This window comes from Denitratimonas organivorans (assembly GCF_037478135.1).
GTDB lineage: Bacteria > Pseudomonadota > Gammaproteobacteria > Xanthomonadales > Xanthomonadaceae > Denitratimonas.
This window is the reverse complement of sequence record NZ_JBBHDV010000015.1, coordinates 36,522-62,985: the sequence shown is the minus strand read 5'-3', so window position 1 is coordinate 62,985 and position 26,464 is coordinate 36,522. Positions and strand designations below refer to the sequence as shown.

The 26,464-nt window shown below is 66.0% G+C and carries 23 protein-coding genes; 13 read left to right on the top strand and 10 right to left on the bottom strand.

Annotated features, from left to right (window positions below):
* The first annotated feature begins 157 nt into the window (after positions 1-157).
* Positions 158-1,045 (top strand): methylisocitrate lyase, encoded by an 888-nt coding sequence (gene prpB, locus WDB66_RS13710; protein ID WP_339399170.1) that lies wholly within the window; start codon positions 158-160, stop codon positions 1,043-1,045.
* A gap of 61 nt (positions 1,046-1,106) precedes the next feature.
* Positions 1,107-2,261, top strand: coding sequence for a bifunctional 2-methylcitrate synthase/citrate synthase (prpC, locus tag WDB66_RS13705; protein WP_339399169.1), 1,155 nt, complete (start codon positions 1,107-1,109; stop codon positions 2,259-2,261).
* A gap of 140 nt (positions 2,262-2,401) precedes the next feature.
* Here the strand turns inward: prpC and WDB66_RS13700 are convergent, their stop codons facing one another.
* Positions 2,402-2,575: a hypothetical protein gene (locus WDB66_RS13700; RefSeq protein ID WP_339399168.1), complete on the bottom strand. Its 174-nt coding sequence runs from the start codon at positions 2,573-2,575 to the stop codon at positions 2,402-2,404.
* A gap of 117 nt (positions 2,576-2,692) precedes the next feature.
* Here WDB66_RS13700 and acnD point away from each other — a divergent pair, with 117 nt between their 5' ends.
* Positions 2,693-5,305, top strand: a complete 2,613-nt coding sequence (gene acnD / locus WDB66_RS13695; protein WP_339399167.1) for a Fe/S-dependent 2-methylisocitrate dehydratase AcnD — start codon at positions 2,693-2,695, stop codon at positions 5,303-5,305.
* A 228-nt stretch (positions 5,306-5,533) separates the two neighbouring features.
* Here acnD and WDB66_RS13690 read toward each other — a convergent pair whose 3' ends face one another.
* Complete coding sequence (locus WDB66_RS13690) at positions 5,534-6,565, bottom strand: pirin family protein (RefSeq protein WP_339399166.1); 1,032 nt, start codon at positions 6,563-6,565, stop codon at positions 5,534-5,536.
* Positions 6,566-6,844: 279 nt separating this feature from the next.
* Here WDB66_RS13690 and WDB66_RS13685 point away from each other — a divergent pair, with 279 nt between their 5' ends.
* The 4 genes from WDB66_RS13685 to prpF all read left to right on the top strand — a co-directional run bounded on the left by WDB66_RS13685 (position 6,845) and on the right by prpF (position 9,540).
* Positions 6,845-7,114 (top strand): YlcI/YnfO family protein, encoded by a 270-nt coding sequence (locus WDB66_RS13685; RefSeq protein WP_339399165.1) that lies wholly within the window; start codon positions 6,845-6,847, stop codon positions 7,112-7,114.
* The gene (locus WDB66_RS13680; RefSeq protein ID WP_339399164.1) at positions 7,111-7,410 is read left to right on the top strand and encodes a type II toxin-antitoxin system RelE/ParE family toxin; all 300 of its coding nucleotides are present in this window, start codon (positions 7,111-7,113) and stop codon (positions 7,408-7,410) included. Before WDB66_RS13685 ends, WDB66_RS13680 begins: the two co-directional genes overlap by 4 nt.
* Before the next feature lie 246 nt (positions 7,411-7,656).
* Entirely contained in the window at positions 7,657-8,307 is a 651-nt protein-coding gene (locus WDB66_RS13675) for a lysoplasmalogenase (protein ID WP_339399163.1), read from the top strand.
* A gap of 54 nt (positions 8,308-8,361) precedes the next feature.
* Positions 8,362-9,540 (top strand): 2-methylaconitate cis-trans isomerase PrpF, encoded by a 1,179-nt coding sequence (gene prpF, locus WDB66_RS13670; protein WP_339399162.1) that lies wholly within the window; start codon positions 8,362-8,364, stop codon positions 9,538-9,540.
* A gap of 246 nt (positions 9,541-9,786) precedes the next feature.
* On the opposite strand, the gene ntrC is transcribed toward prpF, so the two are convergent.
* From ntrC to WDB66_RS13655, 3 genes are all read right to left on the bottom strand, one after another.
* Entirely contained in the window at positions 9,787-11,244 is a 1,458-nt protein-coding gene (gene ntrC / locus WDB66_RS13665) for a nitrogen regulation protein NR(I) (protein WP_339399161.1), read from the bottom strand.
* Between the two features lie 31 nt (positions 11,245-11,275).
* The gene (locus WDB66_RS13660) at positions 11,276-12,391 is read right to left on the bottom strand and encodes a TFIIB-type zinc ribbon-containing protein (protein ID WP_339399160.1); all 1,116 of its coding nucleotides are present in this window, start codon (positions 12,389-12,391) and stop codon (positions 11,276-11,278) included.
* A gap of 151 nt (positions 12,392-12,542) precedes the next feature.
* Positions 12,543-13,610, bottom strand: coding sequence for an SPFH domain-containing protein (locus tag WDB66_RS13655; RefSeq protein ID WP_339399159.1), 1,068 nt, complete (start codon positions 13,608-13,610; stop codon positions 12,543-12,545).
* Between the two features lie 119 nt (positions 13,611-13,729).
* On the opposite strand from WDB66_RS13655, the gene WDB66_RS13650 reads away from it, so the two are divergent.
* Positions 13,730-14,641, top strand: coding sequence for a hypothetical protein (locus WDB66_RS13650; RefSeq protein WP_339399158.1), 912 nt, complete (start codon positions 13,730-13,732; stop codon positions 14,639-14,641).
* Positions 14,642-14,714: 73 nt separating this feature from the next.
* Here the strand turns inward: WDB66_RS13650 and zapE are convergent, their stop codons facing one another.
* The 4 genes from zapE to WDB66_RS13630 form a co-directional block, all read right to left on the bottom strand.
* A complete protein-coding gene (gene zapE, locus WDB66_RS13645; RefSeq protein WP_489670867.1) occupies positions 14,715-15,806 on the bottom strand; it encodes a cell division protein ZapE in 1,092 nt (363 codons plus the stop codon).
* Positions 15,807-15,840: 34 nt separating this feature from the next.
* A complete protein-coding gene (locus tag WDB66_RS13640) occupies positions 15,841-16,515 on the bottom strand; it encodes an alpha/beta hydrolase (RefSeq protein ID WP_339399156.1) in 675 nt (224 codons plus the stop codon).
* A gap of 89 nt (positions 16,516-16,604) precedes the next feature.
* Positions 16,605-18,404, bottom strand: a complete 1,800-nt coding sequence (locus WDB66_RS13635) for an ExeM/NucH family extracellular endonuclease (RefSeq protein WP_339399155.1) — start codon at positions 18,402-18,404, stop codon at positions 16,605-16,607.
* 65 nt (positions 18,405-18,469) lie between these two features.
* A complete protein-coding gene (locus WDB66_RS13630) occupies positions 18,470-18,982 on the bottom strand; it encodes a c-type cytochrome (RefSeq protein WP_339399154.1) in 513 nt (170 codons plus the stop codon).
* Between the two features lie 212 nt (positions 18,983-19,194).
* On the opposite strand from WDB66_RS13630, the gene WDB66_RS13625 reads away from it, so the two are divergent.
* The 4 genes from WDB66_RS13625 (at position 19,195) to WDB66_RS13610 (ending at position 23,214) form a co-directional block, all read left to right on the top strand.
* Positions 19,195-19,890: a glutathione S-transferase C-terminal domain-containing protein gene (locus WDB66_RS13625; protein WP_339399153.1), complete on the top strand. Its 696-nt coding sequence runs from the start codon at positions 19,195-19,197 to the stop codon at positions 19,888-19,890.
* 70 nt (positions 19,891-19,960) lie between these two features.
* The gene (locus WDB66_RS13620; protein WP_489670866.1) at positions 19,961-22,246 is read left to right on the top strand and encodes a S9 family peptidase; all 2,286 of its coding nucleotides are present in this window, start codon (positions 19,961-19,963) and stop codon (positions 22,244-22,246) included.
* A 9-nt stretch (positions 22,247-22,255) separates the two neighbouring features.
* Positions 22,256-22,615: a 6-carboxytetrahydropterin synthase QueD gene (queD, locus tag WDB66_RS13615; RefSeq protein WP_339399152.1), complete on the top strand. Its 360-nt coding sequence runs from the start codon at positions 22,256-22,258 to the stop codon at positions 22,613-22,615.
* A 215-nt stretch (positions 22,616-22,830) separates the two neighbouring features.
* Complete coding sequence (locus WDB66_RS13610; RefSeq protein ID WP_339399151.1) at positions 22,831-23,214, top strand: phasin family protein; 384 nt, start codon at positions 22,831-22,833, stop codon at positions 23,212-23,214.
* 276 nt (positions 23,215-23,490) lie between these two features.
* Here WDB66_RS13610 and WDB66_RS13605 read toward each other — a convergent pair whose 3' ends face one another.
* A complete protein-coding gene (locus WDB66_RS13605) occupies positions 23,491-25,266 on the bottom strand; it encodes an ABC transporter ATP-binding protein (protein ID WP_339399150.1) in 1,776 nt (591 codons plus the stop codon).
* A 333-nt stretch (positions 25,267-25,599) separates the two neighbouring features.
* On the opposite strand from WDB66_RS13605, the gene WDB66_RS13600 reads away from it, so the two are divergent.
* Entirely contained in the window at positions 25,600-26,448 is an 849-nt protein-coding gene (locus tag WDB66_RS13600) for an EamA family transporter (RefSeq protein ID WP_339399149.1), read from the top strand.
* Positions 26,449-26,464: the final 16 nt, after the last annotated feature.

Genomic DNA, 26,464 nt, shown 5'->3' with positions numbered 1-26,464 from the left:
TTGTGCATCGTGCCGTAAGCCCCGTCGGCGGATTTTCCGCAGCTGGAGGCGGTAAACGGCGACGTGTTCAGGCAGCGTGCCCGCACCGATGGCGCGCAGCCACATGCGATTTTCCACCCGCCGGCGCACACTGGCCGGCCTGACGAGGACTCCGCCCATGACGCAATCTTCCTCCGCCGGCGCGCGCTTCCGTGCCGCCCTGGCCGCCGAATCGCCGTTGCAGGTGATCGGCGCGATCAATGCCAACCACGCGCTGCTGGCCAAGCGCGCTGGCTTCAAGGCGATCTATCTGTCCGGCGGCGGCGTCGCGGCCGGTTCGCTCGGCCTGCCGGATCTGGGCATCAACACGCTGGAAGACGTGCTGATCGACGTGCGCCGCATCACCGATGTCTGCGATCTGCCGCTGATGGTGGATATCGACACCGGCTTCGGCCCCTCGGCGTTCAACATCGAGCGCACCATCAAGTCCTTGATCAAGGCCGGCGCCGCGGCCTGCCATATCGAGGACCAGGTCGGCGCCAAGCGCTGCGGGCATCGGCCGGGCAAGGAAATCGTCACGCAGGGCGAGATGGTGGATCGCGTGAAGGCCGCCGCCGATGCGAAGACCGACAAGGACTTCTTCCTGATCGCGCGTACCGATGCGATCCAGGTCGACGGCGTGGATGCAGCGATCGAACGCGCCATCGCCTGCGTTGAAGCCGGTGCCGACGGCATCTTCGCCGAGGCCGCCTACGATCTGGACACCTACCGCAAATTCGTCGATGCAGTGAAGGCGCCGGTGCTGGCCAACATCACCGAGTTCGGCGCGACCCCGCTGTTCTCGCGCGACGAACTGGCCTCGGCCGGCGTGGCGATCCAGCTGTTCCCGCTGTCGGCTTTCCGTGCTGCCAACAAGGCCGCTGAAAACGTCTACACCGCGGTGCGCCGTGACGGCCACCAGAAATCCGTTGTCGATGCGATGCAGACCCGCGAGGAACTGTACGAGCGCATCGGCTATCACGCGTTCGAGCGGAAGCTGGATGCGTTGTTTGCGGCCAAGAAATAAACCTCATCTCCGTCATTTCCTCTCACAGGAGTGACGGCAACAGGTATCGAAGGAGAAGACCATGACCGACACGACCTCCACCCCCGGCTTCAAGCCGAAAAAATCCGTCGCCCTGTCCGGCACCGCCGCCGGCAACACCGCGCTGTGCACCGTGGGCCGCAGCGGCAATGATCTGGCCTATCGCGGCTACGACATCCTCGACCTGGCCACCACCAGCGAGTTCGAGGAAATCGCGCATCTGCTGGTGCACGGCAAGCTGCCCAACCGCGCCGAACTGGCCGCGTACAAGACCAAGCTGAAGTCGCTGCGCGGCCTGCCGGCGGCGGTGAAAACCGCGCTGGAAGAACTGCCGCCCTCGGCCCATCCGATGGACGTGATGCGTACCGGTGTCTCGGTGCTGGGCTGCGTGAAGCCGGAAAAGGACGACCACAACCATCCCGGCGCGCGCGACATCGCCGACAAGCTGATGGCGTCGCTTGGTTCGATGCTGCTGTACTGGTACCACTTCGCCTACAACGGCCGCCGCATCGAGGTGGAAACCGATGACGACTCCATCGGTGGCCACTTCCTGCATCTGCTGCATGGCGAAAAGCCCAGGGACAGCTGGGTACGTGCGATGCACACCTCGCTGATCCTCTACGCCGAGCACGAGTTCAACGCGTCCACCTTCACCTGCCGCGTCATCGCCGGCACCGGCAGCGACATGTATTCGGCGATTGCCGGCGGCATCGGCGCACTGCGCGGGCCCAAGCATGGCGGCGCCAACGAGGTCGCGTTCGAGATTCAGAAGCGTTACGAAACCCCGGACGAGGCCGAGGCCGACATCCGCGAGCGCGTGGCGAGAAAGGAAGTCGTCATCGGCTTCGGACATCCGGTGTACACCGTCTCGGATCCGCGCAACAAGGTGATCAAGCAGGTCGCCAAGGAGCTTTCCGAGGAAGCCGGCAGCACCAAGATGTACGACATCGCCGAGCGCCTGGAATCAGTGATGTGGGACATCAAGAAGATGTTCCCGAACCTGGACTGGTTCAGCGCCGTCAGCTACCACGTGATGGGCGTGCCGACCGACATGTTCACCCCGCTGTTCGTGATCGCCCGCACCAGCGGCTGGAGCGCGCACATCATCGAGCAGCGCATCGACGGCAAGATCATCCGCCCGAGTGCCAATTACACCGGGCCGGAGGATCAGGCTTTCGTGCCGATTGACGAGCGGTAAGTGATCGTTCGGGAATGGGGAGTCGGGAGTAGGGAATCGTAGAAGCATATCGGCATCGGCGCGAGGTGGGATCGAGTCGAAACATCGAGGCTCACCCACCCCGGATCCCCACTCCCAATTCCCGATTCCCCGCCCTCAGGTCAGTTGCCGAGAATGATCCAGATCGCCGCGGCAAAGGTCATCGCGGCGAACAGTACGCCGCCCAGGCCGGTGATCTGTGATCGCGGTTTGCGCAGGCCAAAGCGCAGAAAGCCGACTACCAGCGACGGCACCAGCAGCAGTACCGCCACGAGCAGCAGAACATTGTCTTGCATGGTGTCCTCTTCAACGTGGGTCGACAGCGACCCTTGTCACCATGATGACCGCTCCGACGCGGCCGGACTTGATCCAGACCAAGTCGCCGCACGGCAACACGAAACAGGAGTTTCCGCATGAACAATCCCCAGCACCGCAAACCGCTGCCAGGCACTTCGCTCCACTGGTATGACGCACGCGAAGCCGTCGAGGCGCTCAAGCCCGGCGCCTGGGCGACGCTGCCCTATACCGCCCGCGTGCATGCCGAAAACATCGTGCGCCGTGCCGAGCCGGCACGGATCAATGCCTATCTGGAACAGCTGATCGAACGCCGCCGCGATCTGGATTTTCCGTGGTTCCCGGCGCGCGTGGTCTGCCACGACATCCTCGGCCAGACCGCGCTGGTGGACCTGGCCGGCCTGCGTGACGCCATTGCCGAGCAGGGCGGCGATCCGGCCCAGGTCAATCCGGTCGTGCCGGTGCAGCTGATCGTGGACCACTCTCTGGCGGTGGAATGCGGCGGCTACGATCCGGAGGCCTTCAACCGCAACCGCGAGATCGAGAACCGGCGCAATGCCGACCGTTTCCACTTCATCGACTGGACCGCCGAGGCCTTCGAGAACGTCGATGTGATCCCGCCGGGCAACGGCATCATGCACCAGATCAATCTGGAGAAGATGTCGCCGGTGATCTACACCCAGGACGGCGTCGCCTTCCCCGACACCTGCGTCGGTACCGACAGCCACACCCCGCATGTGGACGCGCTGGGCGTGATCGCGATCGGCGTCGGCGGGCTGGAAGCCGAGAGCGTGATGCTCGGCCGCGCCTCGTGGATGCGCACTCCGGAAATGGTCGCGGTGGAACTCAGCGGCAAGCCGCAGCCGGGCATCACCGCCACCGACATCGTGTTGGCGCTGACCGAATTCCTGCGCAAGGAAAAGGTCGTCGGCGCCTATCTGGAATTCCGTGGCGAAGGCGCCGCCGCGCTGACCATCGGCGACCGCGCCACCATTTCCAACATGGCGCCCGAATACGGCGCCACCGCCGCGATGTTCTTCATCGACGACAACACGCTCGACTACCTGCGCCTGACCGGGCGCGAAGACGAGCAGGTGGCGCTGGTGGAAACCTACGCCAGGACCGCCGGCCTCTGGGCCACGGATCTGGCCGATGCGCAGTACGAACGCACCCTGCACTTCGACCTGTCCGGCGTGGTGCGCAACATGGCCGGCCCGTCGAACCCGCACCGCCGCCTGCCGGTCAGCGATCTGGCCGAACGCGGCATCGCGGTGAATCTGGACGCCGCGCTGCGTGAAGAATCCGACGGCCTGCTGCCTGATGGCGCGGTCATCATCGCGGCCATCACCTCCTGCACCAACACCTCCAACCCGCGCAACGTCATCGCCGCTGCACTGCTGGCGCGCAACGCGGTGCGCAAGGGTCTGGCGCGCAAGCCGTGGGTGAAAACCTCGCTCGCGCCCGGCTCCAAGGCGGTGCAGCTGTATCTGGAAGAATCCGGCCTGTTGCCGGATCTGGAACAGCTCGGTTTCGGCATCGTCGGATTCGCCTGCACCACCTGCAACGGCATGAGCGGTGCGCTGGATCCGCAGATCCAGCAGGAAGTCATCGAGCGCGATCTGTACGCGGTGGCGGTGCTCAGCGGCAACCGCAATTTCGACGGACGCATCCACCCGTACGCCAAGCAGGCCTTTCTCGCCTCACCGCCGCTGGTGGTGGCCTACGCCATCGCCGGCACGGTGCGTTTCGACATCGAAAAGGATGTGCTCGGCCTCGGCCCCGACGGCAAGCCGGTCACGTTGAAAGACCTGTGGCCCAGCGATGAGGAAATCGACGCCGTCGTCGCCGAATACGTGAAGCCCGAACAGTTCCGCAAGGTCTACGGCCCGATGTTCGACGTGCGCGTGGAACTGGGTCGCAAGGTCAGCCCGCTGTACGACTGGCGCCCGATGAGCACCTACATCCGCCGCCCGCCGTACTGGGAAGGTGCGCTGGCCGGCGAGCGCACGATGCGCGGCATGCGGCCGCTGGCGATCTTCGGCGACAACATCACCACCGACCACATTTCGCCCTCGAACGCGATCCTGCCCGACAGCGCCGCCGGCGAATACCTGGCGAAAATGGAACTGCCGGAGGAGGACTTCAATTCCTACGCCACCCATCGCGGCGACCACCTCACCGCGCAGCGCGCCACCTTCGCCAACCCCAAGCTGATCAACGAGATGGCGGTGGTCGATGGGCAGGTGAAGCAGGGTTCGCTGGCGCGGATCGAGCCGGAAGGCCAGGTCACGCGCATGTGGGAAGCGATCGAAACCTATATGGAACGCGGCCAGCCGCTGATCATCATCGCCGGTGCCGACTACGGCCAGGGTTCATCGCGCGACTGGGCCGCCAAGGGCGTGCGCCTGGCCGGTGTGGAAGTCATCGTGGCCGAGGGCTTCGAACGCATCCACCGCACCAACCTGATCGGCATGGGCGTGCTGCCCCTGCAGTTCCGCGCCGGTGATACGCGCGCCACCTACGCGATCGACGGTACCGAGACCTTCGATGTCGTCGGCCAGCCGGCGCCGGGAGCCGAACTGGTCCTGGTGATCCAGCGCCGCAATGGTGAACGCGTCGAGGTTCCGGTCACCTGCCGCCTGGATTCGGACGAGGAAGTGACGATCTACGAAGCCGGCGGCGTACTGCAACGCTTCGCGCAGGATTTCCTGGCGGCCAACCGCAGCGCCTGAAACCTGCCGCAATCACTGCACAGGTTGGTGATTCCCCCGGACGTGATCCGGGGGAACCCCAGCACCGGAAGGCCGGAAGGTGATAGGCCGCTGCCATCTGGATGCAGACACCGGCGGCATCATGTCGCCGCGGTTCGCTTCGCTCACCACGACCTATTGGCTGGGCATTGCCGGGAAAGCCCGTCGTAGCCATGCCGCCCTCACGAAGCGGCATGGCCCGTAATCGCATCAGGCGCCGGCCCTGGCCGCATCACCCGGCCGCGATTCCTCGCCACCCGGATACACCGCAAAGCGTTCGGCTGCATCGCCATGTGTGGGGGCGCCATCCGGGAACGGCCAGTCACCGAAGCGGGTGCGCTGGAAATCCGCGAACGCCTGCTGGATCTGCTGCGGCGTGTTCATCACGAATGGCCCATAGGTCGCCACCGGCTCACCGATCGGGCGTCCCTGCAACAGCAACACCTGCACGTCACCTTCTCCGCGATTGGTGATGGACAGTGTCGCCTCCGAACGCAGCTGCGCGGTATGACGCGCGGGCAATGACGTGCCTTCGATCTCCACGGCATCGCCCACCAGCAGATGCAGCGAACGCGACAACCCGGCCGCGCCGGCCGGCAACGACCAGCTGGCTCCGGCCGGAATGCCGACCAGCCACACTGCCACATCCGCTTCCGGGCGCGCGGCCCACGAATCCGGCGGTGGTGCCAACGGCGTGGCGTCGCCATACGCACCGGCAATCACCTTCACCTGCACCTCGCCGGGTTCGTCAACGACCGGAATGTCCTCGTTCCAGAACATCGAGAAATTCGGTGCCGACATCTTGCTGGCCGCCGGCAGGTTCAGCCAGATCTGCGCCAGATTCAGCGTGTTCGGTCCGTTGGCATCCAGCAGCGGAAACATCTCCGAATGCATGATCCCGCCGCCGGCGGTGAGCCACTGCACATCGCCCATGCCATAGCGCGCCTTGCCGCCGAGCGAATCGGCGTGGTCGACATAGCCCTGGGTCACCACGGTGATGGTTTCAAAGCCGCGATGTGGATGCGCGGGGAATCCCGGCACGCGCTCGCCGTGGTACATGTTCCAGCCATCCTTGTTGGCGAAATCCGAACCCATCTGGCGTCCGGCCAACGATGCGACCGGCGCCAACGCGCCATCGCCCTGCGGATACAAATCCAGATGGTGCGCCATGAACAGGAACGGATCGGCCCCGCGCCACGGGCTGGCGAGCGAGGAAATGGACAGGATCGGCGAGGGGCTCATGACGGCTCCGGTTGCGGGTGGATGCCCCATCAGATCGTTGCCCGCGCCGGGAAATTCAACGCCGCCACTGCGCCCCTGGCCGCAACGCAGTGTTGCTGCGCAGGCATCAATCCTGCGGATTGTGGTGATTTCGCAGTCGCATTCCGCGTCGGTTGTTTCACGAATATCCGGAAAACGCCGACGACCGTTCGCTGCCCGGACTGACGCCGGCATACGCTGGTCCGTGGCCGGCCTGCATGGTAGGGTTTGCATCGCAAATGCAACGCAACCGGAGCTGTCATGAAAACCGCCACCCTGCCGTCCCTGCGCGTCGAGCCCGAGCTGCGCCAAGCTGCCGAATCCGTGTTGGAGAAGGGCGAAAACCTGTCCGCCCTGATGGAAAAATCCCTGCGCGGCGAAGTGAACCGCCGCCGCAATCAGGCCGAATTCATCGCCCGTGGTCTGGCCTCGCGTGACGAAGCTGAGCGTACCGGGGTGTACTACACCGTGGACGAATCGCTGGCGCGGCTGGACGCCGTGCTCGCCAAACATGCACCCGACAAGCCGTGAGCTTCCTCGTCCGGATCAGCACGGCCGCGCAGGACGATCTGGAACGCCTGCTGGATTTCCTGGCACCCACCGACTACGCCAGCGCACTGCGCGCACGTGCCGCGATCGAACGTGGCTACGGCCTGCTTGCCGACATGCCGTTTGCCTGCCGCAAGGTGGATGCAAACAATCCCCTCCTGCGAGAACTGGTCATTCCTTTCGGCGGCGCCGGCTACGTCGCACTGTTCGAAATCACCGATTCCGACACCCTGACGGTGCTTGCCGCGCGCCACCAGCGCGAGGACGACTACCACTGATCGCCCGGTACCCATCGGCGCAGGCTGATATGCATGTCCGCACCGGATGGCCGGACTGATCTGCCACACAACGACATCGCAGGGAGCGCATTTCACCGGCTCCATCGGCGAGCGTCTCCAGACTTGGCAAGGCCGGCGCGGCGCGGAATGTGCGCCGGCTGCAACGGCACGGATTGAAGGTCGAAACACTGCGCGCACCATCATCAACCTCTCGCCATTTTCCGGCCAACCGGGACAATGCACCCCATGACTCCCCAACAACGCACCGCCTTCATCACCGCCCTGGTCCTTGGGCTGGCCTACATCGCACTGATCCCGCAACAGCCGTGGCCGCTGAGTTGGCTGCTGAAGCCGCTTCCGATGCTGATCTACGCGGCGCTGATGTGGCACGCGTTCGGAGGCGCCACCGGGCGCTGGTTGGCCCTGGGATATGTCGCTGCGGCGACGGGCGATTTCTTTCTCGATTACGGCGAGCGCGACGGCCTGTTCATGCAGGCTTTGCTGGCATTTCTCGTCAACCAGATCGCGCTGATCGTCGCGTTCGCGCGGCCCGGTGCCGGGCGGCCCATGCCGTGGCTGCGGGCGTTGCCGGCGCTGCTGTATTGCGTGCTGCTGGCGGCGTGGCTGGTGCCGCGATCCGGCCATCTGATGCTGCCGGTGGCGGTGTATCTGGGATCGCTGCTGGCGATGGCAGTGATGGCGTGCCGGGTGGAGGCGCGCATCGGCCCGGTATGGCTGGGTGCGATGCTGTTCCTGCTGGCCGATTCGCTGATCGGGGTGAACAAGTTCGCCACGCCGTTCCCGCACGCGGTGCTGGTTATCGTGTGCTGCTACTTCACCGGCCAGAGCCTGATCGCGTGGGGCTTGTTGCGCGTGGCACGGCCTGCGCGCAGCTGAGTGCGGGCGCCCGTGATGCGACAATGGCGCACTTTGCATTGACGGTATCCCGCCATGAAACACCCCGCCCAACTCCGCATTCCCGCCACCTACATGCGCGGTGGCACGTCGAAAGGCGTGTTCTTCCGGCTGGAGGATCTGCCCGCAGCCGCGCGCGTGCCCGGTACGGTGCGCGATGCACTGTTGCAGCGCGTGATCGGTTCGCCCGATCCATACGGCAAGCAGACCGATGGCATGGGCGGAGCGACATCGAGTACCAGCAAGGCGGTGATCGTGTCGCCGTCCACGCGCGAAGGGCACGATGTGGATTACCTGTACGGGCAGGTCAGCATCGACACTGATTTCGTGGACTGGTCGGGCAATTGCGGCAATCTTTCCACCGCTGCCGGCGCGTTCGCGATCCACGCCGGTTATGTCACCCACGTTCCGGAAAACGGCATCTGCACGGTGCGCATCTGGCAGGCCAACATTGGCAAGACCATCCTCGCGCATGTTCCGGTGAGCCACGGGCAGGTGCAGGAAACCGGCGATTTCGAGCTGGATGGGGTGACTTTTCCGGCGGCGGAAATTGTCCTGGAGTTCCTCGATCCTTCGGACGAAGGCGAGGACGATGCCGCAGGTTCGATGTTCCCCACCGGCAACCTCGTCGATGAACTCGATGTGCCCGGCATCGGCGTGCTGAAAGCCACGATGATCAGCGCCGGCATCCCGACCGTGTTCGTCAACGCCGCCGATATCGGCTACGACGGTACCGAGCTGCAGGCCGCGATCAACGAAAACCGCGCTGCGCTGGAAAAGCTCGAAGCCATCCGTGTTGCCGGTGCGCTGCGCATGGGTCTGATCCAGACCGCCGATGAAGCACTGAAGCGCCAGCACACGCCGAAGGTCGCCTTCGTTGCACCGCCGAAGGATTACGTTTCCAGCAGCGGCAAGGCCATCGCGGCATCCGACATCGACTTGAACGTGCGTGCGATGTCGATGGGCAAGTTGCACCACGCGATGATGGGCACGGCTTCTGTTGCGATCGCCACCGCGGCGGCGGTGCCGGGCACGCTGGTGAATCTGGCTGCCGGTGGTGGCGAACGCGACGCGGTGCGTTTCGGCCATCCTTCCGGCACCTTGCGTGTGGGCGCGGCGGTGGCTCAGAGCGACGGAAAATGGACGGTGACCAAGGCGGTGATGAGCCGCTCGGCACGCATCCTGATGGAAGGGTTTGTGCGGGTGCCGGGCTGACTTCGTGCTGTGGCGGGCGGATGCGCATCTGAACCCGCCACCTTTCCTGCTTACACCGTAATCCGCAGAGGTCGGGCTGAGCGACGCGATGCCCGACATTCGGGGATACACGGAATCTGGGGGAACCCACCCGGCTGCTGTCTGAAAGTGGTGGTGTCGGGGTTCGCTGCGCTCACCGCCGACCTATTCGTGTCAGACCCCTTGCCACTCGCGTAGGAGCGCACCCGAAGGACGCGCGATCAACGCTCAGCGCGTGGGCTTTCTTCGGCTTGTCCCGAGCTTGCGGGTCAGGGTGTTGCGGCCCAGCCCGAGGCGGCGCGCGGCTTCCTGCTTGCGACCACCGCTGGCGGTGAGCGCGGCATCGAGCAGGATCTGCTCCAGGCGCTCGGCGGCACGCGGATGCAAGGCATCGTGGCCGGCGGCCAGTTCGGCCTCGGCCCAGCGCCGGAATGCGTGTTCCCAGTCGTGGGGCCGGGTGGAATCGGTGTGTTGCGCATCGCGATGTTCCGGCGCGGTTTCTCCCATGCCGGTGTCCGCGCGCGAATGCAGCAGTTTCGCCGGCAGGTCGGAAGGCATGATCACATCGCCCGGTGCCAGCGCGATCAGCCGCCAGCACAGGTTTTCCAGCTCGCGTACGTTGCCTGGCCAGTGATGCTGGCGCAGTGCGTCAAGTGTGGCCGGGGCGAAATGCTTGGGCGCCGATTGCAGTTGCCGCGCGGCATCGGCGAGGAAGCGCTGTGCCAGAACCGGCACGTCCTCGCGCCGTTCGCGCAGCGGCGGGAGCGCCAGCCGCACCACGTCGAGCCGGTGCAGCAGGTCGGCGCGGAAGCGGCCTTCGGCGGCGGCCCGGTCCAGGTCCTGATGCGTGGCGGCGATCACGCGCACGTCCACGGAAATGAGTTCGCGCCCGCCGACGCGGAAGAATTCGCCTTCGGCCAGCACCCGCAGCAGGCGCGTTTGCAACGCCAGCGGCATGTCGCCGATTTCGTCCAGGAACAGGGTGCCGCCATCGGCCTGCTCGAAACGGCCGATATGGCGTTTGGCCGCGCCGGTGAAGGCGCCGGCCTCGTGCCCGAACAGTTCGGACTCCAACAGTTCAGCCGGAATCGCGGCGGTATTGAGTGCGATGAAGGGTCGCCGTGCGTGCGCCGAATGCTGGTGCAGCGCGCGCGCCACCAGCTCCTTGCCGGTACCGGTTTCGCCGGTAATCAGCACCGACAGCGGTGCCTGCGCCAGCCGGCCGATGGCGCGGTACAGCTCGCGCATCGCGGGCGAATCACCGGCCAGTTCCAGCGTTTCGCCGCCGGGTGAAACGTTGCCGGCGGTGGTGTCGGTGCTGCCCTGGTTCAACGCGCGCCGCGCCATCGCCACGGCGGCGTCGATGTCGAAAGGTTTGGACAGGAAATCATGCGCGCCGCCACGGAAGGCGCCGGCGGTGCTGGGCACATCGGTCCACGCGCTCATCACGATCACCGGCAATTCCGGCAAACGTTGCTTCAGCGCATCGAGCAGGTGCAGGCCGTCGATCTGCGGCATGCGCAGGTCGGTGAAGACCAGTGCCGGTGCGGCGTGGCCGTCATCCAGTGCGCGCAGCACGGCGCCCGCGCTGTCGAATTCGATCACCGTGTGCCCGGCTTCGCGCAACGCCTGCGCCAGCACGAAGCGCACCGAGCGGTCGTCGTCGACCACCCACAACGGCTTCATGCCGCCCACCGGAGTTGCGGCGCGGCAAGGTTCATTGCCCCTGGCCGATTGCGATGAGGATCAGCAGCACCAGCAGCGCGGCCAGTACCGCGAAGAGGATCTTGACCCAGCTGTAGGGCCGTTCGCCGGCGATCTTGCCGGTATGGCCGTTGGCCACGATCTGGAAATTGCGCGAGCCGTAGGTGTAGCCGACCAGCCACACCGGCACCAGCACATGCTTGAAGGTGCGGCCGCGGTACTGGCTGCGCACTTGCAGGTTGCGCTGGGTGTCGCCGGGCACCTGGGCGGCGCAAAGGTTGCGGGTCTGACGCTCAAGGTCCTGCATGTTCATGTCCGCGGCGCGGCGCAGATCGACCTGGTAACGCTCCACCGTCCAGCCGCGCACGAATTCGGGTGCGTAGGGTTTCAGGTCCGAGGCGGTCGGGAACGGTTCGATCTGGCGTAGCAGCGCGGCATGCACGCCGGCGGTGCCGGGCACCAGCTCGTCATCGTAGAAGTGCGCCAGCCGGCCGGCAGCCGGTTCCCAGCGCACTTTGCGCACCTGGCGGGTACGGCGCTGGCCGTTCTGGGTATAGGTTTCGGTGACGTAGTAGTAATGCCCGGCCTCAGCCGTCCACTGCGCGTCGACATGCGCATCGAAGGTCCAGTAGGGCAGGTAGATGCCGTGCAGGGTGTCGGTCAGCGCTGCGCTCTTGAGCCGGTTCGGCGCGAACCAGCGGCTGCCGTACCACTTCCGTATCGCATCGCGGATCTGGCCGTCGCTGATCTTGAACGGCAACAGGCTCTGCGGGGTGATCGCATCGCCCATATCTTCGTGCGCGACAATCGCCGGCGAGCCGCAGAAGTCGCAGCGCTGCGCCGCGCGGGTGCCAACGAACACCGAAATCGCATGGCAGCTGCGGCATTTGACCTCGTGCCGTTCCTCGCCCCAGCCGCGCCCGCTGGAAGGATGTTCCAGCGCTTCGAGAAGATCCTGCTCGATGATCTGCGTGCCCGGATCGGCGGCCTGCGCCGGCGACCACGGCGCCGTCGTGCCGCAGTACGGGCAGCGCAGGGCCTGGTGGGTGGCGTTCCATACCAGATCGCCGCCGCATTCCGGGCAGGAATGCTTGCCGATGGCGATGCCGGTGGGGGCGGGGTTGGTCATGACAGATGGCGAAAGGATGGCTGATGCGTTTGATTCCCGTCATTCCGGCGCAAGCCGGAATCCAGCTCTTGCCTGAGCAACGAAAAACCGGATGACCAGCCTTCGGCTGTTGAAGGGCGATTCCGGCTTGCGCCGGAATGACGGTATGGAATCACTCCCCGTGCAGGAAGGCTTCCAGCGCACTGCGTGCGATGCGCGTGGCGCTGCCGATCCTGCGTGCTTTCAGATCGCCGGATTCGATCGAGGCCATCACGTCCTCGACCGAGACGCCGAGCGCCTGCGCCGCCTGTTCCGGCGTCAGCACTTCCAACCCGCCGTTGGTCGCCGGCGCTGCCGCCTGTGCTGGAGCCGCCGGCTGCGCCGCCACACCACCCATGCCCTTCATCATTTCCTGCGCGATGCCGAAACCGACCGCCATCTGCGCCGGCACTGCCGCCGCGCCGCCGCCTTCGCCCTGGCCCATCGTGGCGCCCATCTGGTACTTCACGTAATCGTTGAGGTTGCCGATGGCGCCCATCGAGGAGCGCGCGTCGATGGCTTTTTCCACTTCCGGCGGCACCGAGACGTTTTCCAGGATGAAGCTGGTGATCTCGATGCCGTATTTTTCGACCATCGCCGGGTTGATGATCGGCAGCAGCGCATCGCCCAGTTCCGAATAGCGCTGGGCCACGTCCAGCGCCGGCACGTTGGCGCGGGCGAGGGCTTCGGTGAAGACGCTGACGATGCGCGAGCGCATGGTGTCGGCAAACTCGTCGAGGCGGAAGTTCTGGTCGGTGCCGGCCACTTCCCTCAGGAAACGCGGCGGATCAACGATGCGGAAATCGTAGGTGCCGAAGGCCCGCAGGCGTACCACGCCGAAATCGGCATCACGCATCATCACCGGGTTCGAGGTGCCCCATTTGTTGCCGGTGAACAGGCGCGTGTTGAGGAAATAGACATCGCATTTGAACGGCGATTCGAAGCCGTGTTTCCAGCCGTAGATGCGCGACAGGATCGGGATGTTCTGCGTGCTCAGCGTGTGCTTGCCGGGGCCGAACAGGTCGGCGTACTGGCCGGTCGCGACGAACTGCACCTGCTGGCTTTCGCGCACGATCAGCTGAGCACCGTTCTTGATGTTCTTGTCGTCGTCCGGCCAGCGGTAGGACAAGGTATCGCGCGAGTCATCGGTCCACTCGATGATCTCGATCAACTCGCCCCGGATGAAGTTGAAGATGCCCATGGTGTGCTTCCGCGTGGATTGGGAAGGCCATATTACCGGGCTGGACGGGGCTTGCAGCGGTCGGGCCGGTTTGGGCGTACACTGCCCGTCACATCCTCTTGATCTGCAAGGAGTTGGACATGAAATCCCGTCATGTATCGCGACTGTTTGCGCTGGCCCTGGCGGTGTCGCTGCCGGCCTGGTCGTCCGGCGATCTGCCGCGACCGGAGGTGACGCCGTATCCGCCCTGGTCGTCCGGCGATCTGCCGCCACCGGAGGTGACGCCGCATCCGCCCACACCGGACCAGGAGCTGACCCTGGTGGCGTATGCATCCAGTGGTGGCAAGCTGGACTGCGATCTGCATTTCCCGGTCGAAACCTTGCTGAGCCGCAGCGGCAACACGTTCACGCTCGAATATGCCGTCCGTACACGCAGTGCCGACTCGCCGATGGTGCCGTGCGTGCTGGTGCCGATGCCGGTGCGCTTGACGGCCTCGCTCGGCACGCTGCCGGCCGGCGACTACGAGGTGGTGGTCAGCGGCACCACGCTGGGCAACGTGAATCCCGACCAGCATCTGGCCTTCACCGTGGCTGCGAATGCGCCGGGTGGAACGCTGCCGGCACCCGAAGTGACGCCACCGAACCCGACCACGGCGGACGAGGTGCAGCTGCGGATCACCGATGGTGCGGCCACCAATGGCTGCAATCTGTCGATGCCCGAGCCGGTATCGGTGCGGCGCAATGGCCGTGTGATCCATATCGAGTACGCCTTCATCAGCATCGACGAATCCGAGGCGCCGCCCGGCACCATCTGTTTCAGTGCCCATTTTCCGGCTTATTTCCGGGCGGAGCTGGGCCGGCTGCCGGCCGGCGATTACGAGGTGACGATCAATGGCAGTCTCGATGGCACACCGCGCGCGACGCAGCAGGTGATCTTCGCCGTCACCGGAACGGGCGATGTTTCGTATATCCCCGCCAACCGGCCGCTGGCCCTGGCGTTGATGCTGCTGGTGCTGGGCGGGGTGGCGGTCTGGCGTCTGCGGGCGCGCTGATGCCGGGCAAATGCCCGCGCGGAGCCAAACTTCGCGCGGGTTTGCCGGTGTCGCGGGAGTTTCCGGTTCCGCCTCAGGGCGCGTGTTCGCGCGCCAGGTATTCCTGTGACTGCATTTCCGTCAGGCGGCTGACGGTGCGTTCGAATTCGTGTGCCACGCGCTGGCCGTGGTACAGGTCGAGCGGGTGCGTGGCGGCCGACGCCACCAGCTTGACGCCACGGTCGTAAAGTTCGTCCACCAGCAGTACGAAACGGTAGGCCGCATCCTCGCTGTTGCGGTCGAAGCCGGGCACACCGGAAACGATGATGGTGTGGAAGCGGCGTGCGATCTCGATGTAGTCCGCGACCGAGCGCGGGCCTTCGCACAGCACGGAAAAATCGAACCAGACCACGCCATCGGCCAGTTCGCGCACCGCGATCGGGCGGGCGTTGATTTCCAGTGTGGTGTCGTCGGCGTCGTGCGGTGCATCGCGGGTCAGGCGCGCGAAGGTCTTCGCCAGTTCCTGTTCGGCGGCGGCATCGGCCGGTGTCTGCCAGACGCTGGCGCGGGTCAGCGCGCGCAGCCGGTAATCCTGCTCGCTCTTGACCTCGTACACGCGGCAGTGGGCCTGCAGCAGGATGATCGCGGGCAGGAAGCTGGCGCGTTGCAGGCCGTCGCGGTAGAGGTTTTCCGGCGCGGTGTTGGAGGTGGTGACCAGGGTCACGCCGCGCGCGAACAGCTGTTCCAGCAGGCGCGCCAGCAGCATCGCATCGCCGATGTCGGTGACGAAGAATTCGTCCAGGCACAGCAGGCGGAACTCGCGCGCGTAGTCGGATGCGATCTGCACCAGCGGATCGGCGTGCTCGCCCATGGCTCGGATGCGGGCGTGCACTTCGCCCATGAAGCGGTGGTAATGGATGCGGCGCTTGGCCGGTAATTCCAGATGCGAGAAGAACAGGTCGACGAGGAAGGTCTTGCCGCGCCCGACGCCGCCCCACAGGTAGAGGCCGCGCACCGGCGCGTCGCGGCGCAGTTTGCGCGCCAGTTTCGCAAGGGCGCCGTCGTGCTCGCGTTCCAGCAGTTCGTCGTGGATGCGGTCCAGTTCCTCCAGCACCGCCAGTTGCACCGGATCGGATTGCCAGCGGCCCTGTTCCACGCCGATGCGGTACGCCTGCGACGGGCGCATCGGGGTCTGGTCCAGCGGTGGGGTCATGCGTGGCTCATGCCGCCACGGGCGGCGGCAGGTTGCCGCGCACGCCGTTCTTGATCGCGCCGCGCAGGTCCATCATGCGGCGGTGGAAGAAGTGGCCGGTTTCCGGCATCCGCACCAGGGTGGGGTTTTCCGGCATGGCTTCGATCCAGTCGTAGACCGCCTGCGGATCGACGATGTCGTCGTCTTCGCCCTGGATCACCAGCCACGGGCAGGGTGGGGCGATTGCGGCGGAGAAATCCCAGCGCCCGACCGGCGGTGCGACGGTGATCATCTGCTTGACCGGCAGGTGGCGTGCGCCCAGCAGTGCGACATAGCTGCCGAAGGAAAATCCGCCCAGCCAGAAAGCATCATCCGGGCGCTGGCTGCGGACCCATTCGGCCACGGCCAGCAGGTCGAGGGTTTCGCCGCGGCCTTCGTCGTATTCGCCGGTGGATTCGCCCACGCCACGGAAATTGAAGCGCACCGTCGCCAGCCCCAGTTCGCGCAGGCTGCGCGCCAGCATCGTCACCACCTTGTTGTGCATCGTGCCGCTCTGCAGCGGATGCGGGTGGCAGATCACCGCAACGCCGGCACGCGCATCGGCGGCTTCGGGCAGTTCGACCACGGTTTCCAGCACCCCGGCCGGGCCGGGAAGCAGCAGGGTGGTGTCGCTGGTGGGGAAGTCGGGTGTGGGAGCGCTCATGCGTCGCACTCGTGCTGACAGGGCCGGCCATGATACCGGGTGTGCGGTTGCGCCGATGTTATCCGGTGCCGCAATCCGGCAGCGGAGGCTCAGGGGTCCTGCCCGAAGTCCAGCACCAGGATCAGCGGATCGTGGTCAGAGGAACGGTAGGGATCGGGCGCGTACCACTGTTTCTGGCGGTTGCGGCGCTGGTAGTCGAAGGCTTCGGATTCGTCGGCATTGATGTGCCAGATGGCCGCTGCGCGCAGTGCCGGTGCCAGTGCCGGGCTCAGCAGGGCATGGTCGAGACGGCCGCTGGCGCCACGGAAGTTGTAGCTGTAGGGGCGCTTGATGCCGGCCTGGGCGAAGGCGTCGCGCCAGCCGGCGTTGTGCAGCAGGCGCAGCGGGTCTTCCTGGGCGTAGCTGTTGAGATCGCCCAGGATCACGTGGGCCGTGCCGCCGCTGGCGGTGGGGTCGGTCGCCAGCCAGTCGTGCAGTTCCTGTGCGGCGGCGCTGCGGGTGGCATTCCAGCAGACCTGGCCGTCGCGCTGGTCGCTGTCGGCCTGTTCGGCCTCGTTGCAGCCCTTGGATTTGAAATGGTTGGCGACCACGGTGAACACCGCGTCATCGCCGGGCACCGCGAAGCTCTGCGCCAGCGGCACCCGGTTGCGATCGGCGAACGCGCCTTCGGCCAGCGTGGCGGCCGCGCCGTGCAGTTGCAGGCGCGGCTGGCGGTAGATCATCGCCACCCGCATCACGTCCTCGCCCGGACCCTTGCCGGCATCCACCAACGCGTACTCGGCTTCCGGCCATTGCGCATTGAGCGCGGTGACCAGCTGCGCCAGCGCACTGCTGCGGCCGAAGCCGTCGTTTTCCACTTCCATCAGCGCCACCACGTCCGGTTTCAGGCCGAGGATGGCGCTGACCAGCTTGTCGCGCTGGCGGTTCATCTCGTCCACATTGGCCGCACCGCGAGGGGTCGGGAAGCCGCGCCCCTGGCCGTCGCCATTGAACCAGTTGAAGACATTGAACGCCGCCACGCGGATGCCGTCCGGCAGTTCCGGTGCGGCCGGGCGCGGAGCCTGTTCGATGCGCTCCAGTTCGGCGGTCAGTTGCAGGCGCCAGCCTTGGCGGTGCTGCAGGATGCCTTCCACGCCATGCACGATGCTGCCGGCGCGCAGCGGGGCATCGGCCGAGAGCGGTTCCGGCAGGAACCACAGCGTGTCCGGATATTCGCCGTCGCGGTTGTCGTCCAGCACCAGGCGCCGGCGGCGGTTGTCGGCGTCCAGCGCCTGCGCGGCGGGGCCGGGCGGTTGCAGTTCGGTCGGGGTGAACTGGCGCGGGCCGAATGCGGTGACCAGCTCGCCGAAGCGCAACAGGCCGTCGTTGCCGGTGACGGTCAGCGGCAGGTTGATCCGCAGCCACATGCCCTCGTAGCGTTCCCAGTCGCTTTCCTGCGCTGGCGGGCCGTCGAGCACCGTGGCCGCGACCGCGCCGCGGCCGAGCACTTCGATCGCGGTAGCGCGCAGCGTGGTCTGCTGGCTGCCGCCGCGTTCCACTTCCACCACGGTGCCGGCGGCGCGGATGCGGTCGCCGCGGCGTACGCGGGGTTCGCTGCCGGATTTCCATTCCACGAAGATGCCGTCGGAGGTGGCGTCGTCGCCGTCCTCCTCGCCCACCGCATCCTGCATGAAGAAACCGTCCAGGCCGGACACGAAGTTGCCGGTCACCACGCCCCGGATCTCGACGTACTGGTCAAGGTACGGACTGGTCGCCCCGTCGCCCTGGACCCGGCCGATCGGCAGCGAGGCGCTGGGCGGGGCTTCATCGAAGCCGTAGGGCTCGTCGGGCTGGGTGCAGCCGATCAGCAGCGACGCGGTCAGGATCAGGCAGAAGGTCGGCCAGCGCATGGTCCAGGAACTCCGGAAACGAAGACGCCGCCCGGAGGCGGCGTCTGCAAAGGGCGGTGCCCAGCTTACTTCAGATTGTCGATCATCCAGCGTACCGAGGCTTCGACCTGTTCGTCGCTGAGCGACGGATTGCCGCCGCGCGCCGGCATCAGGCCGCTATTGCCCTGGAAACCGTCGATCGCGTGCCGCACGAGGGTGTCGAAGCCCTGCGCGATGCGGGCATCCCACTGCGCATGCTCCATCGTCGGCGAGCCGCCGGCGCCGGTGCTGTGGCAGGCGCTGCACAGCTTGTCGAAGATGACCTGGCCATCCAAGGTGCCGTCGTAGGCCACCTGCGAGGAAGCAGCGGCGCGCGCGGCTTCGGCGGCGGCGGCCGCTGCGGCGGCACCGGAGGCACCGGCATAGACCGCGCCGACCGGTTTGATCCGCTCTTCGGTCCGGGCCTGCGCACCCGGGTCTTCGTCACGCTTGAGCGTGGTGCCGATGAAATAGCCAAGCACGGACAGGGACAGCACCACGAATGCCAGAAAGGCAATCACCAGGGAAAAGCGCTTCAGGAAATCAAGATCGGTTTGCACGCGACACCTTTGGCTGCGGCTGAAGGTCAGGACTGGTACAGCAAGCACCCGATTATAGCCACGCTGGCATGTCGCGCGGAAGCAATGGCGCGCTTCGGGGCCCCGGCAGGGTCCGGCACTGCCTCAGCAACGGCTGCCAGCGGAAGCGTGCCGGGACCGACGCGGGCGGCCTCGGGTAAAGTGGCAGGCTTCACCGCAACGAGGATTCCGCCATGATCGACCTGTACTACTGGCCCACGCCCAACGGCCACAAGATCACGCTGTTGCTGGAGGAAACCGGCCTGGCCTACAACGTGAAACCGGTCGATATCGGCGCCGGTGCGCAGTTCGAACCGGCCTTCCTGGCGATTTCGCCGAACAACCGGATGCCGGCCATCGTCGACCACGCCCCGGCCGATGGCGGCCCGCCTGTTTCGGTGTTCGAGTCCGCCGCGATCCTGCGTTATCTGGCCGACAAGACCGGCCGTTTCGGTGGCCGTGGCCTGCGCGGACGGGTGGAAGTGGATCAGTGGCTGGCCTGGCAGGTCGGCGGGCAGGGACCGATGACCGGCCAGTACGGCCATTTCAATGTCTACGCGCCGGAAAAGATCCCCTACGCGATCAACCGCTACACGCGCGAAGTGCATCGCCTGCTCGGCGTGATGGAGCGGCGCCTGGCCGATCGTCCCTTCCTTGCCGGCAACGAGTACAGCATCGCCGACATGGCCGCCTATCCGTGGATCAATCCCTACACCACGGCCCCGGTCGGGCTCGAACCCTATCCGGCTGTGCGCCGCTGGCATGCCGGCATCGCCGCACGCTCGGCCACGCAGCGCGCCTATGCCTGGAACCAGCGGATCGAACGCAAACCGATGGACGCGGCGCAGCGCGCAGTGCTGTTCGGCACCGCCAAACCTTCCGCCAAGTGAGCCGGAGCCCGCGATGCGCCTGCCCGTAGTTGCCCTGTCCTTCGCCTTCACCTGTTTGTTGCCGATGACCATGCTCCCCGCCCACGCCAGCCCACCGCCCGCGCAGAAACTCAGCCTGGAAGCCATCGCCGGCGACACCCCGTTGGCCGGGCCGGCCCTGATCCAGCCGCGCATCGCGCCCGATGGCAGCCGGGTCACCTTCCTGCGCGGCAGTGACGAGGACGGTTATCGCCTGGATCTGTGGGAATACGACGTGGCTTCCGGGGAAACCCGCCGTCTGGTCGCGGCCGAGGCGGTGTTGCCGGGCACCGAAGTGCTGTCGGACGAGGAAAAGGCGCGGCGCGAACGCCAGCGCATTGCGGCGTACTCCGGCATCGTGGCGTATCAGTGGGCGCCGGATTCGCGCCACTTGCTGTTTCCGCTGGGCGGCGAACTGTATTTGTACGATCTTGCCGCCGAAGCCGGCAGTGCCTTGCGCAAGCTGACCACGGGCGAGGGCTTCGCCACCGATCCGAAGGTGTCGCCCAAGGGCGGCTTCGTCAGCTTCGTGCGCGGGCGCAATCTGTGGCTGGTGGATCTGGCTTCCGGGCGCGAGGTGCAGCTCACTGCCGATGGTTCGGAGGTCATTGGCAACGGCGTGCCCGAGTTCGTTGCCGATGAGGAAATGGGCCGCCACACCGGTTACTGGTGGGCGCCGGACGACAGCGCCATCGCGTTTGCGCGGATCGACGAATCACCGGTACCGGTGCAGAAGCGCTACGAGGTGTACGCCGACCGCACCGAGGTCATCGAGCAGCGATATCCGGCTGCCGGCGATCCGAATGTGGCAGTCGAACTGTTCGTCGTGCGCACCGCCGACTTCGTGGTCCCGCCGGCAGCACGCGGGGGGCAGGTCGAAACCGGCAGCGACCAGCGCGAAGTGGCACTGCAAGCGCGCATGGGGCCGCCAACACCGCAGCGCATCGATCTCGGCCCGGAGCCGGACATCTATCTGGCCCGCGTCGACTGGCGCGACCCGCAACACCTGACGTTCCAGCGCCAGAGCCGCGATCAGCGCCGGCTGGATCTGATCGAAGTGGATCTTTCCAGCAACACCCAGCGCACCCTCGTCAGCGAAACCGCCCGTACCTGGGTGCCGCTGCACGATAGCCTGCACTTCCTCAAGGACGGTGGCTTCATCTGGCAGTCCGAGCGCAGCGGCTTCGAACACCTTTACCGCATCAGTGCCGACGGCAAGGCCCACGCGTTGACGTCGGGCGAATGGGTGGTTGATGCGCTGCTGGGCGTGGACGAGGCCGCCGGGCTGGCCTATTTCAGCGGCACGCGCGAATCGCCACTGGAATCGCAGGCCTACGCGGTACCGCTGGACGGCGGCCCGTTGCGCCGCCTGACCCAGGGTGCCGGCGTGCACAGCGTTGTGTTCAGTGCCAATACCTCGGTCTATGTCGATGTGTTCTCCAGCCCGGAACAGCCGCCGCAGGCCACACTGCATCGCGCCGATGGGCGAGCGCTGACCACGCTGCTGGCCAATGATCCGGCCCAGGGCGGGCATCCGTATGCGCCGTTCCTCGCCGCGCACCGACCGGTCGAATACGGCGAACTGGCGGCAGTCGACGGCAGCACGCTGCACTACAGCCTGATCAAACCGGCGGATTTCGATCCGTCGAAAAAGTACCCGGTGCTGGTTTACGTTTACGGCGGCCCGGCGGCGCAGACTGTGTTGCGCGGCTGGCCCAGCCGTGGCGATGCGCTGTTCTCGCAGTACATGGCGCAGCGCGGCTACGTGGTGTTTTCGCTCGACAACCGCGGCACGCCACGCCGGGGCGCGGCCTTTAGCGGCGCGTTGTACGGACGGCAGGGCACGGTGGAAGTCGAGGATCAGGTGCTGGGCGCGCAGTGGCTGGCGCAGCAGCCGTGGGTGGATGCCGCCCGCATCGGCGTGTTCGGCTGGTCCAACGGGGGCTACATGACGCTGATGCTGCTGGCGCAGGCATCCGATGTGTATGCCTGCGGTGCGGCCGGTGCGCCGGTCACCGACTGGGCGCTGTACGACACCCATTACACCGAGCGCTACATGGACCACCCGGCGGCCAATCCGGAAGGCTACCTCTCCGCGCGCGTGTTCAGTCATCTGGACGGACTGCGTTCGCGCCTGCTGCTGATCCACGGCATGGCCGACGACAATGTGCTGTTCACCCACTCCACGCAGTTGATGAGTGCCTTGCAGCAGCGCGGCATCGGCTTCGAGTTGATGACTTATCCGGGCGCCAAGCACGGCCTGCAACGCGCTGATCTGCTGCACCGCCTGCGTCTGACCGAAGACTTTTTCAACCGCTGCCTGGCGCCGGCGCACTGAAGGACACCCATGGACATCTTCAAGCGTTTCCACATCGAGGCCGCACACCGCCTGCCGAATGTGCCCGAAGGCCACAAATGTGCGCGGCTGCATGGCCATTCCTTTATGGTCGAGATCCACGTCGCCGGCGAGCCGGGTGAGCACAGTGGCTGGGTGATGGATTTTTCCGACATCAAGCGCGCCTTCCAGCCGCTCTACGACCAGCTCGACCACCACTATCTCAACGAGGTGCCGGGGCTCGAGAACCCCACCAGCGAAATGCTGGCGCGCTGGATCTGGCAGCGGCTCAAGCCGGAACTGCCGGCGCTGTCGCAGGTGGTGGTGCACGAAACCTGCACTTCGGGTTGCATCTATCGCGGCCCGGGTTGAGCCACAGGGCGCGCGGATCGGGTACGGGGCGGAGGAATTGCGGCATCTTTGACGCGCTGCGCAAGTTTTCCGTTCATCCTGAAAAGTCGTTTATAAACAATGACATGATTCTAGATTCCATCTGGAAATGGTGAGATCGCCCCAGCTTATGTTGCATTGCACAAAAAGATGCCGTAGGCTTCACATCACCCACCATCAACCGAAAGGGTTTTGTCATGTCCGAAGCAATTGCCAATCCGTTTGCATCCGTGGCTCGTCAGTTCGCCCAGTCGGCGCTGAAGGCCAACACCCTGGCGTTCGAAGGTTTCGAGCGCATCGTCAACCTGCAGCTCAAGAGTGCCGAGTCCGCCGTGACGTCCTCGGTGGCCTTCCTCAGCGAAGCGTCCGAAGTGGCCGATCTGGCCGATGCCAAGGACATCTGGCCGAAGGGCGTGGCGCTGGCCAAGTCCTCGAGCGAGCAGATCTACTCGACCGGCCAGGAAGTCCTGGGCCAGGCGCTGAAGACCGGCGAAGCCATTGCGCAGCTGTATCGCGGCCAGTTCCAGGCGGCCAATGACAGCCTGACCAAGGCTGCTGCCAAGGCCGCCAAGGCCAGCTGATCTCTCTCCCTCGTGCCGGGATCGGCCCGCTCCGATCCCGCACGTGTGATGGCGTCGCCACCCTCCCTCCCTCTTTAGTGGCGGCGCATTCTGTCCGGCGAAACTTTCGGGTTTCGCCGGTTTTTTTTGGTTCATCGCATCTAGCCGGTGATTGGCCGGGTGCCGCGAAACCATCTTTGCTCACTCGCGTGGGCTATTCCGGGGTTCCCGGTATTGGGGTTCGCGTATGCTCACCACCACCCTGTGAGCTGATCCCGGCTTTAGCTGTTGCGGGAGTCACCCTTCGCCGGTCTGCAAACGCCACAGCGCGGCATACATGCCATTGCGCGCGAGCAGGCTGTCATGCGTGCCCGATTCGATGATGCGGCCGGCTTCCAGCACATGGATCGCATCGGCATGGCGCACGGTGGATAGCCGATGCGCGACCACCAGTGTGGTGCGGTCGCCGCTGGCGGCGCGCAGCGCCTGCTGGATTGCGGCTTCGGTTTCGTTGTCGACGGCGGAAGTTGCCTCGTCCAGTACCAGGATCGCCGGATCGCGGTACAGCGCGCGCGCAATCGCGATGCGCTGGCGTTGGCCGCCGGACAGCCGGCTGCCGCGTTCGCCGACCGCGCTGGCATAGCCTTCCGGCAAAGCCTGGATGAAGTCGTGCGCCTGCGCCGCGCGCGCGGCGCGTTCGATCGCGGTCATGTCCGGTGACAGATCGCCATAGGCGATGTTGTCGGCGATGCTGCCGTCGGTCAGGAAGGCGTCCTGCGCGACATGACCGATATGGCGGCGCAGCGCGGCCGGGTTCAGGCCGGCGATATCGTGCCCGTCCACGCACACCCGGCCCGACTCCGGTTGCACGAAGGCCAGCAGCAGTTTCAGCAGGCTGCTCTTGCCGCCGCCGGTGCCGCCGACCAGTGCCACGGTATGTCCGGCCGGCACTTCGATATCGATGCCGTGCAGCACGCGGCGCCCGTCGTAGGCCAGCGTGACCTGTTCGAACGACACCCGGCCGCGCACCGGCTGCGGCAGCCGGCCCTGCGGCGGCGGTGGCAAGGGCGTGTCGATCACGTCCATGACGCGGTTCACCGAGGCCATCGCTCGCTGGTAGAGATCGGTCATGTCTGCCAGCCGGGTCAGCGGCCACAGCAGGCGCTGGGTCAGGTAGACCAGTGCCGAATAGGTGCCCACGCCGAGCTCGCCGTTGAGGGTTTTCCAGCCGCCGTACAGTAGCGTGGCGACGAAGCCGGCAAGCACCGCCATGCGGATCACCGGCGTGATCGCGGCGGCGAAACGGATCGCATCGGCATTGCGCACGCGGTAGGCGTCCGAGGCTTCGCGCACGTGCTGCGCCTCGAACTCCTCAGCGGTGTAGGCCTGGATCGTCGCGATGCCGGCAAGGTTGTTGTTGAGCCGGTCCGAGACCGTGGCAGCGGCCTCGCGTGCGGCGCCGTAGCGCGGGGCGAGCTTCTTCTGGAACCAGAACGCGCCAATCAGAATCAGCGGAATCGGCAGGAAAGCCAGCGCCGCCAGATCGGCGGTCAGCACAAAGAACACGCCGCCCACCATCAGCGAGGACACCGCGACCTGGATCAGATCGTTGGCGCCGGTGTTGAGGAAGCGCTCGACCTGATGTACATCCTCGTTCAGCACCGCCAGCAGCCGGCCACTGCGCGAACTGCTGACGAAATCCGGCGGCAGCGCCTGCACATGGCCGTAGGCGGCTTGGCGCAGCTCGTGCTGGATGTCCTGCGCCAGCCGCCGCCACTTCACTGCCAGCAGGTATTCGAACAGCGATTCCAGCAGCCACACCACAATCGTGATACCGGTCAGCAACAGCAACTGTTGCAGCGGATCGGCGATGCCCATGCGCGCGAGGAACGAATCGCGCTGGTTCACCACGATGTCCACCGCCACGCCGATCAGCGCCTCGGGCAGCACGTCGAAAACCTTGTTCAAGACCGAATACAGCGAGGCCTGGGCGGCATCGCGGCGGTAGGGACGGGCATAGCCGAACAGGCGGCGCAGCGGATGGCGCGGGGTGGAAGCGGGGGGTGCGTTCATCACGTCATTGTCCCATGCCGCCGGTGGGGCGAAGCGCGATGGGGCGTTCCCGTTGGTGCTCAGGCGCCAGGATCGCGGGCAAGCCTGCTCCCACAAAAGTGCGCGACTGTGCTGCGAAACGGCTAGGTTGTGGTGAGCCGTGGCGAACCACGACGCTGGATGTTGTCGGTGCGGGCATCCGGCCTGGGCCGATTCACCACATGCCCGTATCCGGATGCCGGGATCCACATTTTCCCAATGCCGGCCGGCTAGGTTGAATTCGGCGGCTCGGCTAGCATGCCTGCCGGTATCGCGCGCTGCCGTGGCGCCCGTACAGCGCTTGCAAGGATTCCCATGTTGTTCGTTCTTTCCGCCGTGCTGTTCAGCGTGCTGGTGTCGGTGGTGCTGAAGCTGTTCCCGCGCTGGGGCGTGGATACCACGCAGGCGGTGGCGTGGAATTATCTGGTGGCGGCGGTGCTGTGCTGGTTCATGCTGGCGCCGCCATTGCAATCGCTGCGTTCGACGCAGGCACCGTGGGCGGCATTGCTGACACTGACGGCGGTGTTGCCCAGCCTGTTTCTGGTGCTGGGTGCGGCGGTGCGGCGCGCCGGCATCGTGCGCACCGATGTTGCGCAGCGGTTGTCGCTGCTGCTGTCGCTGATCGCGGCGTTCACGGTTTTTGGCGAACGCGCCGGTGCTTTGAAACTGGCCGGCCTGGCGCTGGGCCTGATCGCGGTCGCGGCGATGCTGGTGCGACCGGCCGGCGGCGCGCAACGCGGTGCGGTATGGGCACTGCTGACGGTGTGGCTCGGCTTCGCGCTGGTGGATGTGATGCTGAAGCTGATCGCGCAGGCTGGCACGCCGTTCGCGGCTTCGTTGCAGCTGGCCTTCGTGCTGGCATTTCTCGGCATGATGGCGGTGCTGGGCTGGCGCCACGCGCGTGGACGCAGCCGGATGAACACGCGCAGCCTTCTGGCCGGTCTGCTGCTGGGTGCGCTGAACTTCGGCAACATCGTCTGCTATGTGCAGGCGCACCGCGCGCTGCCGGACAGCCCGGCGGTGGTGTTCGCCACGATGAACATCGGCGTGGTCGTGCTCGGCACGCTGGTGGGCGTGGCCGCGTTCGGGGAAAAAACCGGGCGCTGGAACCGGGTCGGCATCGTGTTGGCGGTCATCGCGATTGGACTCGTCGCGCTGGCCTGATCGCATTCGCCTGAGC